This window comes from Candidatus Zixiibacteriota bacterium (assembly GCA_026397505.1).
Classification (GTDB): Bacteria; Zixibacteria; MSB-5A5; order GN15; family PGXB01; genus JAPLUR01.
In genome coordinates this window covers 19,369-31,906 of sequence record JAPLUR010000079.1, presented here as the reverse complement: position 1 = coordinate 31,906, position 12,538 = coordinate 19,369, and the positions used below count along the sequence as shown (strand labels likewise).

Below are 12,538 nucleotides of genomic sequence, written 5' to 3'. Positions count from 1 at the left end.
GGATGTCTATAATGAGAAACGATTGCATTCCTCTCTGGGCTATCGACCACCCAACGAGTTCGAGGCCCTACTGAGGAACGAAAAAGTGAACCGCCAAACCGTCCTACCCTAACCTGTCCAACAAAAGGGGTTCACTCCACTGATAACAAAACTACTGATGGTGCCGGGGAGGGTAGTTTTACCAGTTCGATCACCGGTCTAACAGTCAACACCGCTTACTATGTAAGGGCTTATGCCACCAATAGTGTCGGTATCGGCTATGGGATGACTATGGCATTTACAACATACCTAACAGTAACTATTGGTACCCAGGTGTGGATGGCGGAAAATCTGAGAGTAACGCATTACCGCAATGGGGAAGCCATCCCCAATGTAACCTGGGATGACGAATGGGCAGATCTTTTTACCGGTGCTTATTGCGAATTTAATGATGACGTAAATAATGTAACTATTTATGGCAGATTATATAACTGGTATGCAGTAGATGACAACCGGAATATAGCGCCAACCGGCTGGCATGTGCCAACAGATACTGAATGGAAACAATTGGAGATGTATCTTGATATGAGTCAAAGCGAAGCAGATGCTGTTGGTGATCGGGGCACTGATGAAGGCGGTAAGTTAAAAGAAAGTGGTACTGCTCATTGGCTTAGTCCCAACACTGGGGCTACTAATGAAAGCGGTTTTACCGCGTTGCCTGGCGGCTTCCGTGGCCGCAGTGGGGATTACTTCGCTATGGGTAGCTACGCCGTTTTTTGGTCTGCCACGGCGAACTGGAGTGAGGTCGCATGGTTCCGGTGTCTGTTTCACAGTTATGCGCAAGTCGGCCGCTATAGCGACTATAAGCAACACGGCTTCTCGGTTCGCTGTGTCAAGGATTAGATCGACTATTTGGCGATTTTCAAAGCGCCGCGGGGTCACACCTCAAGCTTTGTTCTCGGCAAGACCCCGCATAACCACAAAGTTTTGTAGGTCAGGTCTCTTGCAGACCTGACACAGTTTTGTCAGGAGCGTAAAGCTCCTGACCTACATCGACTACACCGACTTATCGTTCATCGCGAAGATGCTGGACTGTTTCCCGCGAAGACGAGGCGGTCAGACTATCGTTTTTTTTTATGCTATACTCCACCGAGGCGGCGATAAATTCGCGGAAGAGCGGATGCGCCCGGGTCGGGCGGGATTTCAGTTCCGGGTGGAACTGCACCCCCACAAACCAGGGATGATCCGAAACCTCAATTATCTCCACGAGCCGGCCATCGGGCGAAAGCCCCGCCAGATGAAACGGCTTATCGGCGAAAAGCTCGCGGTAGGCGTTGTTGAATTCGTACCGGTGACGATGCCGCTCGGAAATTTCCTCGGCGCCGTAGGCGGCACATGATTTCGAGTGCTTATCGAGTATCGCCCGGTACGCTCCCAGACGCATGCTGCCGCCCATGTTGGTGACACCCTCCTGATCGGCCATCAGGTGTATCACCGGATGTTTTAAATCGGCGTAGAATTCATAGCTGTGGGCATCCTCGAGACCGCAGACATTGCGGGCGTATTCTATCACCGCGCACTGCATCCCCAGGCATAATCCCAGAAAGGGAATATTGTTTTCCCGTACATAGTGAATCGATTCGATTTTCCCCTCTACCCCGCGCTCGCCGAAACCGCCGGGAATGAGAAGGCCGTCAATATCCGAAAGAAATTTATCCGCCCCGCTCTGCTTGATATCCTCGGAGGAAACCCATATCAGGTCAACGCGGGCATTATTCTCCACGCCGGCATGAATAAATGATTCAATTATCGACTTATAGGCATCCTTGAGATAAACATATTTACCGCAGATGGCGATTTTGACCCGATGCACCGGATTCTTTATCTTGGACACCGTCTCCTCCCAATCGGTCAGGTCCGGCTCGGGAACATCAAGCCGCAAATGCTCGCAGACCAACTGATCGAATCCCTCCAGATGGAAACGCAGCGGTACTTCATAAATGGTTTCAACATCGAGCGCCGAGATAACATATTTGGACGGCACATTGCAGAACAGCCCGATTTTCTTACGAATTGATTCATTCAGGTCTTTGGTCGTCCGGCAAACCAGGATTTTCGGCTGAATACCGATTTCGCGAAGCGCTTTCACCGAGTGCTGGGTCGGTTTGGTTTTAATTTCACCGGCCGTGGCGATATAGGGCACCAGAGTCAGATGAATGAAAAGGGTATCCTCCGGTTCGCTTTCCAGCGCCATCTGGCGAATCGCCTCCAGAAATGGCTGCGATTCGATATCTCCCACGGTTCCCCCGATTTCCACAATGATCACATCGGTATCGGGATTGGTTCGCGCCGGTTTCCTCAGGCAATCTTTGATTTCCTCGGTAATATGCGGAATCACCTGCACCGTGGCGCCAAGATAATCGCCCCGGCGCTCGCGGCTGATAACCGTATTGTAAATCTGTCCGGTCGTAATATTATTCTCGCGGGTCATATTTTGATCCAGAAACCGCTCGTAATGCCCCAGATCGAGATCCGTTTCGGAACCGTCATCAAGAACAAACACTTCACCATGTTGAAACGGATTCATAGTCCCGGGATCGACATTAATATAGGGATCGCACTTAATAATATTGACTTTGAGACCCCGCCGCTTCAGCAGAAATCCCAGTGACGCCGAGGCAATCCCTTTCCCCAGCGAGGAGACCACGCCGCCGGTCACAAAAATATATTTGGTTTTCTTCTCAGCCATAACATTCTCCGGATCTATTTTAAAAGGAGCTTTTTTATCGCTTTCAAATCTTCGGGAGTATCGATGGAAATAACCGCGCTCTTGATTTTGAAGGCTCTTATTTTTTCGCGATTTTCCAATATGCGCAGTTGTTCCAGCGATTCGGCCTTTTCGTGACGACTCCGCGGCCAGGAATGAAATTTCATAAGCGCCGCGCGCCGGTAAAAATAAACACCTATATGGTAATAGAAATCAAAAGAGCTCAGACGGTCGCCATTTATCCCTTGCAGAAATGGAATGGGATAACGGGAGAACCAGAGAGCATTATCGCCGCTGTCCAGAGTAATTTTGACCCGATTGGGATCATACAGATGCTCTTCGGTTTCTATCTTCTTGATGATAGTCGCATAATTGATGTCACGTGAAATCAGCATCGCTCGGATCACCCGGTCATAGTCGCCGCTTTTCACACCCAGATGGTCGGCCTGCACGCTGACCAGAATCTCTCCTCCCAGTTTCTGCAATACTTCGGCCGAGCGGTCGGAGCCGGTGCGATGCCGCTTCGAGGTAATCACTGCTTCGCCGCCAAAGGCCTCGGTCGCGGAATGGATCTCTTCCGAGTCGGTCGCAACCACCACCCGGTCGATCAGCTTCGCCTCGGAAACCTCCCGGTAGATATGCTCCAGCATGGTTTTTCCGGCAATAATTGAGAGAGCTTTCCCGGGGAATCGCCGTGACGCAAAGCGAGCCGGGATAACAGCCAGAATTTTTGGTTTCATACTAACCGAGCACCTTCGGGACCTTGAAATATTCCTCATCCCGGTCGGGCGCGTTGCCAAGCGCCTTTTCTCGCGGCAGCGATGGCTTGACAGCGTCCTCGCGGAAGACATTTTCGGCCTTGATAAATTGACTCTGCGGGATGATGCCATCGGTATCGACATTCTTGATTTGATCGATATAGGAGACAATCTGAGCCAGGTCACGGGCAAGACTCTGCTGCTCTTCGGGGCTGAGTTCCAGTCTGGCCAAGGAGGCAATCTTGAGAATATCGTCTTTAGATATAGGCACAAGCGAAAATACGGCGGTCATGAGGAGCGGTCAAGTTTTTTTTAAAATTAGTTTCTCCAATTCCGCAGTGGCCCCCAATTGCTTGCCTTAAACTGAGTTACAAATGGGGTTCCGGATTCTGAAAAGATGGCAAAGATTCTATTTAAATGCAGACAGAAATAAAGGTTTCACTGTTTCAACCGATACTTTTCATGTATGTATCATTTTGAAACAAGGTATCGAAAACTATCAATAGTCCCTATATCGGAATTCCGGGGGCTTTCGGAAACGCCGATAATCGGAGTACTTTATGAATAATCGTATTTTATTTAATCTCTGCTGCGATCTGTATTGCGGTCAAGTCCCTGAAACTGCAACCCGCGAATATCTGGAGCAGATTTTCCCGGAGCAGAGCCTGTTTTTCCTCCTGAGCGGAGAGAAGTACCTTCATCCGACCGAACTTGAACCTCTGTCGGCCGAAACGGTGTGGGAGACGGTAAAAAATGACCCGGCCGGTATTTTCTGCCGTCATCTGGAGAAAACCGATTCCGGGGGCGAAACCGATTACTTGCTCTGTACGGCCAATCTGGGGCGGGATCGGAATGGAACCGAAATCGCGGCCGGTATTATCTACTCGGAAAGGTGGGGTCGCACCGACCAATATGCCGGCGACTTTCTGAACAGGGTGGCGCGGATAAAAAGATATTATGAAGAGTTTATAGCGTCAAGGGCGGTGGAATTATTCGTGACTGAAGAATCACTTTTCAGATATATGATTGACGCCGAGGAAAAGGAAATAATAGCCGACCGGATGCCGCGGAATGACTTTGCCGGTGAGACCGATAGTTCGCGGGAAAAAGCATTTACGACAGATATGGTGCGGAGCATAATCGCCGCCGGGAGCGGCCCGGAGAATCCCATCGTGATGGATAAAAGAATCAAGAATTTCAATATGTCGAATTTTCAACTGCAGGGGCATGATTACACTCTTATATCCTTCAAGCTGGTCGGCCACGCATTGAATGATTCCTCTGAATATGATCGGGTTATCAGGAATTTCTCGCACGATATGCGGAACAAACTCTCGGCCATCCAGACCGCCGCCAGCCAGCTGACAGTACAAAAGGGAAAGACGCTCGATGACGATGATATGACGCTGGCGGGAATTATTCAGGCGGCCGGAGAAAAAGCAATCCAAATGGTAGATCGGCTTCATCAATTGGGCTGCATTGATTCGGGGCAGAGCACCTGCTTGGATCTCAACAGAATTGTCGCAGGTATTATTGAGAAAAGAAGTGAAAGGCCCGGTTTGGCCGGAAAAATAAACTGGGCGCCGGGCGGGGAAACCAGAATAATGGGTGAAGCCCGACAGATTGAAACGGCTCTGAATGAACTTCTGGATAATGCCATAGAAGCCGCCGGCAGCAAAGGAAATATCGATATCTCTCTGGACCATCGCGACGATGCAATTTCGCTGACCATCAGCAACGATCAGGCAAGAACTCAGGCAGGGCCGACTATTAATAGGATGCAGATGGATGGCCGGCAATTTACTCCGGCTCGTCCGGGGCGGATGGGGATGGGCCTCACCCTGGCTCGCCGAATAATAGCCAACCATGGCGGCGAACTGGAAATCGCCCCATCAGATAATGATCAATTTTCAGTAACCTTAACCTTCCCCGCCGCTATCAGGAGAGAAACCATTGCCGCTTATTGATAATACCAGACCGGCCACCACTATTTTGCTGGTGGATGATGACAGCACTTTCCGCAGTTCAGTGGAGATATTGCTTCGCAGAAATAATTATAATGTTATACCGGCCGGAGGCTTGAACGAGGCTCTGGATGTTATCAAGAGCCGCAAGATCGATCTGGTCATTACCGACTTAAAAATGGCCGATGGCAGCGGCTTTGACCTTCTGACTAAAATCCGGGGACTCCGTCAGGAGGTTGCGGTCATAATGCAGACGGCCTATGGCTCGGTGCGAAATGCGGTCGATGCCATGCGAAATGGCGCCTATGATTATATCACTAAGCCGTTCAAGAATGAAGAGCTTCTCATTGTCATCGAAAAGGCGCTGGAAAATAAAAATATTCGTGAGGAGCTGAGTGTTTTAAGAGAGGAAATCGCCTGGAAATATGGTTTTGACAACCTGGTCGGAACCTCCGCCAGCATGAAACAGCTTAAGGGGTTGTCCGCACGTGTGGCGGCGTCCGATATTGCCATTCTCATTACCGGAGAATCCGGCACCGGAAAAGAGCTTCTGGCCAAAGCAATACATTTTCATTCCCGCCGCCGCAAGCATAAATTTATCCCCATTGACTGCACCTCCATACCGGCCAACCTGATGGAATCGGAATTCTTCGGTCATGTCAAAGGGTCGTTCACCTCGGCCTACAGCAATCATAAGGGACTTTTCGAAGAGGCCGATGGCGGCACCGTCTTTCTGGATGAGGTCGGCGACATGCCTCTGCCGCTGCAGGCGAAAATTCTCCGCGTTGTTCAGGAATCCGAAATCCGCCCGGTCGGCTCCGCTATCTCCAGAAAAATCGATGTTCGAATCCTGGCCGCCACCAACAAGGATTTGGCCACTCTGGTAAAGAGTGGGGGATTCCGCGAGGACCTTTTCTATCGCCTGAACGTACTGCCCATTCGTATTCCTCCCCTGCGAGAACGGGTCGATGATATCGGCGTCCTGATAGAGCATTTCCTCCGCCTTGAAAGGGTCAGGGAAGATCGGGAATATATATCGATGACTTCGGAGGCAATGGAGAAACTGATTTCTCATCACTGGCCGGGAAATGTCCGGGAGTTGGAGAATACTATCAAAAGAGCCATCGCTCTATCTCAAGACGGGCGGATCAAAACCGAGGACATTCTTTTTATCACTTCCGGGTCGGCAGCTCCGCACTCAACCAGATTGTCCCGCCCGGCCGCCCTCGAATCGGGAACCCTCCAGGAAAGCCTGAAACAGAGAGTCGAGGCCACCCTCGATGCGAACGACTGGAATTTCACCCGGACGGCCGTGGAGCTGGGCATTGGTCGAACCACGCTCTGGAGGAAGATAAGAAAGTACAATATTATCAGAGCCGACAACGTTCTTGTGGATCAAAATTGATCGTTTTCCGTATAATGAACAGGTGATGATATGCAAGAGTTGACTGCCAGTAAAGAAAATATCGGACAGACCGACCCCTTTCTGGACATTCCGCGCTCCTGCAGAACTAGAATTGCCTCGAATCTCCTTCGCTCGATGGCGGCATTATTTCGCAAGCAGAAGAATGTCTACAAACTTTTCTTTTCCATTACCAAGAAGCTGCATAAGCTCTTTTCCATTTCCACTGCTGTTCTGGTAGTCCGCTCCACCAGAGATGGCCATCTCAAGGTGATTGCCATTAAAAGGCCGACCTATTCGCGCGAGGGTCTCGCCCTGACATTGCCCGAAAAGGATTCCCTTTTTTATAGCATTCTCAGAAACCCGGCCATTTATACCGAGAATTTTTCCCCGGGATTTGACGGCAACTTCATTGAGCGGAAATTGATGCTCGATGACCGGACGAAATCTCTGGCCATTTGTCCGATAATAGCCGACGGCGTTGTGGCGGGGCTGGTTTGTTTTACCTCCCCGGCCGTTTACGCCTTTCAGTCTTTTCAGGAAGGATTTCTTGACCCGGTGCTGAAACAGTTCGGGGCGGTACTGGGAGAGGAAGAACGAAGGTTGAATCTCTAATCCATTCTTGAAGTCTTTTTCATCACCCGCACTTTCATCTTGGCGGTATTGTGCTCATCAAGAGTGCGCGAGAAAATATGCCGTCCTTCGCCGTCCGCTACGAAATAAATAAAATTGCTTTCGGTCGGGTGCAGCGCCGCTTTGATAGCCGCCAATCCGGGTGAATTGATCGGTCCGGGCGGAAGACCGACATAACTGTAAGTGTTGTATGGCGAATCAAACTTCAGGTCATAATAATTGAGCGTTCGATTCACTCCTCCCATAGCGTAGATGACTGTCGGATCGGCCTGGAGAAGCATTTTCTCTTTGAGCCGGTTGTGATAAACCGAGGATATGAGCGGCATCTCTTCCTTTAGCCCCGCCTCGGCTTCGATTATCGAGGCCAGAATAAGAAGCTCTTTGCGGGAACCGATCTGCGGCGGGAGAGAATCCAGAAGCCCGTCTGTCTTACGAGCAAACTGCGTCACCATCATATTTATGATTCCATCGATTTTGATGCCATACCAGAAAAGGTAGGTATCGGGAAAAAGGTATCCCTCCAGCCCCTCGGCATTATACTTACCTCTGGTAAACGCCGTATCGAACGCTCGGGCGACAAAGGCGGCCGAATCGATACCCAGCCCCCCTGCCAGAAGCGATGCCGTCCGGTAAACTGTGCTCCCCTCGGGAATCGTCGACCGCACAACCGCGATGTCCTGACGCTTTATTTTCATCAGAACATCATACAGCGAAACCTTGCCGGTGAAATCATAACGACCCGGAATTATCAGCTTGTCTATGCCGGTCAGAACCGCCACACCGCGGAAAAGGTACTCTCCCCTTATGATGCCGCATTTGCGCATATTGGCGGCGATGGTCGGAAAACGGTCATCATCGTCAACCATAAGGGAGCGGGTTTCGCCGGTGAAATCATAGGGAAGAAATATCTGATAAAGAATCAACCCTCCGGCCAGGACCGAAACGACAAAAACAAATCCGACAAAATTCCCGACCGATTTCAGCGGGGCGCCGGTTGCCTGAACGAGAAAACGAAACAGCCGGAATAAAAGAATCGGCAATGCCAGAAAAAGGACAATTACCGTAATCGGCCAGTAAATCAAATGCTCGTAGAAATGGAATTTAACTTTGGGCTTTTCGCTCATCGAGAAATCTCTGCAGAATTATAGCTGCGGCTATCCGATCAATTCTCCCTTTATTCCGTCCGATTTTTTTATCGTGCTGATGATATATCTCTTCCGCCTCGGCTGAGGAAAACCTCTCATCCACTTTATACACCGGGCCGGCATACCGCTTCTGGAACCTGACCAGGAAATCATCCACCATTCGGCACCTCTCCCCGGCGCTTCCGCCCGATGGCGCCAATGGGTAGCCGACCACGACTCCCACCGCTTCGAAATCATCAATATCTTCCATGATTTCGTCCAGCGCTTTATTGATTGACTTGAAGGTAATAGTCTTATAGGCCGAGGCGATCAGCCCGGTGGGGTCGGACTTGGCCAGCCCGATCCGCCGCTCACCATAATCGATACCCAGAAAAGTCAGGTTTTCCATAAAGGGGAATCTAAAGGGCCTCCATGCTCAAGTCAAACCAATTCACATTTTAGCCGACGGCTCAGGGGCCGATGCCCCCCCGGAAATAGTCTCCGGTGTCATTCTTGACTTAATATCTCAAAACCGCTATATTTTGCCGCCAAATGCGAGAGTGGCGGAATCTGGCAGACGCGCTGGACTTAGGATCCAGTCCTTAACCGGGTGGGGGTTCAAATCCCCCCTTTCGCAGAAACATTTGCAGAGGAGAATTGATTGAAATCTGTCATAAAATTGTCCGAAGGCCCGGTGCGCGAAATCGAAGTGGAGGTTCCGGCGGAAAAGGTCGATGAGGTCTTTGCGGAAATTTATCATCGCTATCGCAAGGAAGCCAAGATCCCCGGGTTCCGCCCCGGTCGGGTGCCCCTGACCATTATCAAGTCGAAATTTCATGACGCCATTTATCAGGACGTCCTGGAGGACCTGATTCGCTTTTCCTATTCGGCCGCGGTCAAAGAACAGAATCTCGATGTCATCTCGCTTCCCTCTATCCCCAAATATGAATTGGAGGAGGGGAAACCACTCACCTATACCGCCCGCGTGGAAGTAATGCCGGTTATTGAGAAGGTTGTCTATGACGGCCTTCAGTTGCCGACTATCGAGTTGACCGTTGAAGACTCCGAAGTGAATGACATGATGGAATACCTCCGGAAAAAGAATGCCGAAATCCGAAAAGTCGACCGTCCCGCCGCCGCGACCGATGTTCTGACTGTTGATCTGGTCAAGCTGGAGGACCCCGATAATATTCTAAAAGGGACCGAGTTCAAAGGGAATGAAATCGATCTTTCCAGTCCCCTGACCGTCAGGGAATTTCGTGAATTGCTGCCGGGGATGAAACCGGGCGAAGAAAAAGAGATCGCGGTCAATTACCCGGCTGATTACTCTGATGAACGGTTTGTCGGCAAAACCCTCAAATACATCTGCCGGTTGAACGAAATCAAAGAGGTGATTCTCCCGGAGATAACCGATGCCTTTGCCAAACAGATCGGCGGTGTCGAGACTATGCTGGAATTGCGGCTCAAAATGCGGGAAGATTTAAAGAAGCAGAAAGAAGCCGACCAAAATCGCTGGAAAAGAAACGAAATTGTCCGCCAGATAGTCGATAAAAATGAGATGACGATACCGAAAGCCATGATTGACGATTACCTGGAACGAGTGGTCAAGGATCAAGAAGAGAACTATCGCAAATTCGATGAAGCCAAAATCCGCGAGGAATACCGCCCGACCGCAATTCGCTTTATAACCTGGAATCTCCTTTATCATCGCCTGGCGGAGCTTGAAAAAATTGAAGTTTTGCCGATTGATACCGAAAACTGGATAAAACGGTTCGCAGAGAATTACCGCATGGAAATTGATAAAGCCAGAGAGGTTCTGGCCAAATCAAACCGCATTCCGGAAATTCGGGAATCGTTGCTGGAAGACAAGGTCTTTGACTTTTTCCTGTCAAAGGTAACCTACCTTCCGGCCGAAAAGCCGGCCGAGCAAAAGCCGAAAGAAAATGAAGAAATTTAGTTTCACGGAGGAAAGATAAATGACTCTTATACCGATGGTGGTCGAGCAGACAGGGCGCGGGGAGCGGGCCTATGATATTTACTCGCGTCTCTTGAAAGACAGAATCATATTCATCGGCTCGCCGATCGATGACCATATCGCCAATCTGGTGATCGCGCAGCTTCTCTTTCTCGATGCCGAGGATGCGGAGAAGGATGTCTTTTTGTATATTAATTCCCCCGGCGGTTCGGTCACGGCGGGTTTGGCCATTTATGATACCATGCAGTTCATCAAACCGGATGTTGCCACCACCTGTATGGGGTTGGCGGCCTCGATGGGCGCGTTCCTTCTGGCTGCGGGCACCAAAGGTAAACGGGCCGCTCTGCCCAATTCCCGTATCATGATTCATCAACCGATGGCCGGCGCCCAGGGTCAGATCACCGATATTGAAATCATGACCAAGGAATTCTCTAATACCAAGAAGCGCTTGAACGAGCTTCTGGTGGGGCATACGGGCCAGCCGCTTGAGAAAATCGAGAAGGATACCGACCGGAATTTCTTTATGTCGGCCCAGGAAGCGGTCGATTACGGACTGATCGATAAAATTTATGAGTACAAAAAGAAAGAGAAAAAATAAAGGAATATTGGATTGACCAAAAAAGATAGAAGCGGCTCGTCAGGGGATGACGAGGGGGCATACGGTTCGCATCATCGCTGTAATTTCTGCGGCAAAACGGCCTCCAAGGTCAAACGCCTCTTTGCCGGGTACGAGGCGTTCATCTGCAATGATTGTGTCAGTCTCTGCCACGACATTCTCATCTCCTCGCCGGAAATGGGCGATGAGACCGAAACTCTCGAGCTTCCCCGCCCGGCCGAAATAAAGGCCTTCCTTGACCAGTACGTAATCGGGCAGGAGGAAACCAAGAAAACAGTCGCGGTGGCGGTCTATAATCATTACAAGCGGATCAATGCCTTGGCCGATGCCCGCCGCAATAAAGGCAAAGAGCAATCCGATATCGAACTGGAAAAATCGAATATACTTTTGATCGGCCCGACCGGTACCGGCAAGACCCTTATCGCACGCACCCTGGCCAAGTACCTTAAAGTCCCCTTCAGCATCGCCGATGCCACGGTCCTGACTGAAGCCGGATATGTCGGCGAGGATGTCGAAAATATTCTGGTGCGGCTCTATCAGGCCTCCAATTATAATCAGGCCCGTACCGAGCGGGGGATTATCTATATCGATGAGATCGACAAAATCGCCCGCACCTCGGGCAATCCCTCTATCACCCGTGATGTCTCCGGCGAGGGTGTCCAGCAGGGGTTGTTGAAAATCCTTGAGGGTACCGTCTCCAATATTCCCCCCAAAGGGGGACGGAAACACCCGGAGCAGGCCTTTGTACCTATCGATACCACCAATATACTTTTTATCTGCGGCGGCGCGTTTGAAGGTCTCGAGAAGACGGTTGCGCGCCGTATCGGGCAGAAGCAGATGGGCTTTGATGCCAAAAATATCGATATCAACCATAAATCGGCTGAGATTCTTGATTATGTCGAGCCGTCGGACCTGCTCGAATACGGGTTGATACCGGAGTTGATCGGAAGATTGCCGGTAGTGGCGCCGCTACGCCCTCTTGACCGTAACGCCCTGTTCACAATTCTGACCGAGCCGAAAAACGCTCTTACCCGTCAGTACGCCCGCCTGTTTGAAATGGAGGGAATCAAACTGACTTTCACGACCGAGGCGCTCTGGGAGGCGGTCGCCATTGCCGAGAAAAAGCGCACCGGTGCGCGCGCTCTCCGCGCCATTTTCGAGAAGGCGATGCTCGATTTGATGTTCGAGATACCCTCCATAGATGATATTGAGGAGGTCGTGATTACTCCCGAGGTTGTTACCCATAAAGGGAAACCGAAAATAATCCGCAAAGCGCAAAAGCAAACCGCGTAGGGTATAATATCCCATATTACTTGTCGG

Annotated in this window: 11 protein-coding genes, 1 tRNA gene and 1 pseudogene; 8 read left to right on the top strand and 5 right to left on the bottom strand. The window is 50.5% G+C overall.

The window, feature by feature from the left end; all coding sequences use genetic code 11:
• Nucleotides 1-270: 270 nt before the first annotated feature.
• On the top strand, nt 271-882 hold the full coding sequence (locus NT002_08570) for a fibrobacter succinogenes major paralogous domain-containing protein (protein ID MCX6829315.1): 612 nt from the start codon (nt 271-273) through the stop codon (nt 880-882).
• A 226-nt stretch (nt 883-1,108) separates the two neighbouring features.
• Here NT002_08570 and NT002_08565 read toward each other — a convergent pair.
• The 3 genes and pseudogenes from NT002_08565 to gatC all read right to left on the bottom strand — a co-directional run bounded on the left by NT002_08565 (nt 1,109) and on the right by gatC (nt 3,775).
• Nucleotides 1,109-2,728, bottom strand: a pseudogene (locus tag NT002_08565) (CTP synthase).
• A gap of 14 nt (nt 2,729-2,742) precedes the next feature.
• On the bottom strand, nt 2,743-3,486 hold the full coding sequence (gene kdsB, locus NT002_08560) for a 3-deoxy-manno-octulosonate cytidylyltransferase (protein MCX6829314.1): 744 nt from the start codon (nt 3,484-3,486) through the stop codon (nt 2,743-2,745).
• Between the two features lies 1 nt (nt 3,487).
• On the bottom strand, nt 3,488-3,775 hold the full coding sequence (gatC, locus tag NT002_08555; GenBank protein MCX6829313.1) for an Asp-tRNA(Asn)/Glu-tRNA(Gln) amidotransferase subunit GatC: 288 nt from the start codon (nt 3,773-3,775) through the stop codon (nt 3,488-3,490).
• Between the two features lie 289 nt (nt 3,776-4,064).
• Between gatC and NT002_08550 the strand changes: the two genes are divergently transcribed.
• The 3 genes from NT002_08550 to NT002_08540 are packed head-to-tail and all read left to right on the top strand — an operon-like array spanning nt 4,065 to nt 7,485.
• Nucleotides 4,065-5,471 (top strand): HAMP domain-containing sensor histidine kinase, encoded by a 1,407-nt coding sequence (locus NT002_08550; protein MCX6829312.1) that lies wholly within the window; start codon nt 4,065-4,067, stop codon nt 5,469-5,471.
• Nucleotides 5,458-6,873: a sigma-54 dependent transcriptional regulator gene (locus tag NT002_08545; protein ID MCX6829311.1), complete on the top strand. Its 1,416-nt coding sequence runs from the start codon at nt 5,458-5,460 to the stop codon at nt 6,871-6,873. Before NT002_08550 ends, NT002_08545 begins: the two co-directional genes overlap by 14 nt.
• Nucleotides 6,874-6,903: 30 nt before the next feature.
• Nucleotides 6,904-7,485, top strand: coding sequence for a hypothetical protein (locus tag NT002_08540; GenBank protein ID MCX6829310.1), 582 nt, complete (start codon nt 6,904-6,906; stop codon nt 7,483-7,485).
• Here the strand turns inward: NT002_08540 and mltG are convergent.
• Complete coding sequence (gene mltG, locus NT002_08535; protein MCX6829309.1) at nt 7,482-8,627, bottom strand: endolytic transglycosylase MltG; 1,146 nt, start codon at nt 8,625-8,627, stop codon at nt 7,482-7,484. The genes NT002_08540 and mltG overlap by 4 nt on opposite strands.
• On the bottom strand, nt 8,605-9,036 hold the full coding sequence (gene ruvX / locus NT002_08530) for a Holliday junction resolvase RuvX (protein MCX6829308.1): 432 nt from the start codon (nt 9,034-9,036) through the stop codon (nt 8,605-8,607). Before ruvX ends, mltG begins: the two co-directional genes overlap by 23 nt.
• Before the next feature lie 145 nt (nt 9,037-9,181).
• On the opposite strand from ruvX, the gene NT002_08525 reads away from it, so the two are divergent.
• The 4 genes from NT002_08525 to clpX all read left to right on the top strand — a co-directional run bounded on the left by NT002_08525 (nt 9,182) and on the right by clpX (nt 12,511).
• Nucleotides 9,182-9,264, top strand: a tRNA-Leu gene (locus tag NT002_08525).
• A gap of 24 nt (nt 9,265-9,288) precedes the next feature.
• Complete coding sequence (gene tig / locus NT002_08520) at nt 9,289-10,584, top strand: trigger factor (GenBank protein ID MCX6829307.1); 1,296 nt, start codon at nt 9,289-9,291, stop codon at nt 10,582-10,584.
• 19 nt (nt 10,585-10,603) lie between these two features.
• Nucleotides 10,604-11,200, top strand: coding sequence for an ATP-dependent Clp endopeptidase proteolytic subunit ClpP (gene clpP / locus NT002_08515; GenBank protein MCX6829306.1), 597 nt, complete (start codon nt 10,604-10,606; stop codon nt 11,198-11,200).
• A gap of 12 nt (nt 11,201-11,212) precedes the next feature.
• Nucleotides 11,213-12,511 carry an ATP-dependent Clp protease ATP-binding subunit ClpX gene (gene clpX, locus NT002_08510; GenBank protein MCX6829305.1) on the top strand — a complete coding sequence of 433 codons (1,299 nt, stop codon included), beginning with the start codon at nt 11,213-11,215 and terminating at the stop codon, nt 12,509-12,511.
• The last annotated feature ends 27 nt before the right edge of the window (nt 12,512-12,538 follow it).

Excerpts from the sequence above, each read along its gene's own strand:
- clpP (MCX6829306.1), top strand. The coding sequence starts at position 10,604 with ATGACTCTTATACCGATGGTGGTCGAGCAGACAGGGCGCGGGGAGCGG.
- NT002_08550 (MCX6829312.1), top strand. The coding sequence starts at position 4,065 with ATGAATAATCGTATTTTATTTAATCTCTGCTGCGATCTGTATTGCGGT.
- mltG (MCX6829309.1), bottom strand. The coding sequence starts at position 8,627 with ATGAGCGAAAAGCCCAAAGTTAAATTCCATTTCTACGAGCATTTGATT.
- ruvX (MCX6829308.1), bottom strand. The coding sequence starts at position 9,036 with ATGGAAAACCTGACTTTTCTGGGTATCGATTATGGTGAGCGGCGGATC.
- NT002_08540 (MCX6829310.1), top strand. The coding sequence starts at position 6,904 with ATGCAAGAGTTGACTGCCAGTAAAGAAAATATCGGACAGACCGACCCC.
- kdsB (MCX6829314.1), bottom strand. The coding sequence starts at position 3,486 with ATGAAACCAAAAATTCTGGCTGTTATCCCGGCTCGCTTTGCGTCACGG.
- NT002_08570 (MCX6829315.1), top strand. The coding sequence starts at position 271 with ATGGCATTTACAACATACCTAACAGTAACTATTGGTACCCAGGTGTGG.